Consider the following 532-nt stretch of genomic DNA (forward strand, 5'->3'; position numbering starts at 1 on the left):
AAATCCCACTTTTTAACGAACATTTTGCCCTTTTCGGCCATGTTTCTAGTGGTTTTAAAAGGTTTTGTTTATACCATTGCTGTGGATATTTATGCTTTTCGTCTTGTGTTTAGACCCATTTTACTTTGCATTTAGCACCATTTTACCTTGCATTTAGCACCGTTTTGCAGTGCATTTTGCACCAAAACGCAGTGCATTTAGCACCAAAACGCAGTGTGTTTCGCACCAAAACGCAGTGCATTTAGCGGCAAATAGCCCAAAATCTAGTGCAAATGGCCGTCTTTTTAAATAAAAATTCATTTTGCTGCATTCATAGGTTACCCCCTTTTTGCATCAAAACCAACCTTCGCGAGAATCGATTTTTTGCAAGATAACGATTGGTGAACAAAAAGGGTACTCATAGTGTTAAATTTGTTGTCGAAACTAGACAAAATTCATTATGCCGTAAACTCGCGCGAGTGAGCAACGGCACCGAAAACATGTACGCTTGCGACGGCTAGCGCGAGCGGTTGCAGGGCATGCCACTCACATA

This window comes from Prevotella sp. HMSC073D09, assembly GCF_001814145.1.
GTDB classification, from domain to species: domain Bacteria; phylum Bacteroidota; class Bacteroidia; order Bacteroidales; family Bacteroidaceae; genus Prevotella; species Prevotella conceptionensis.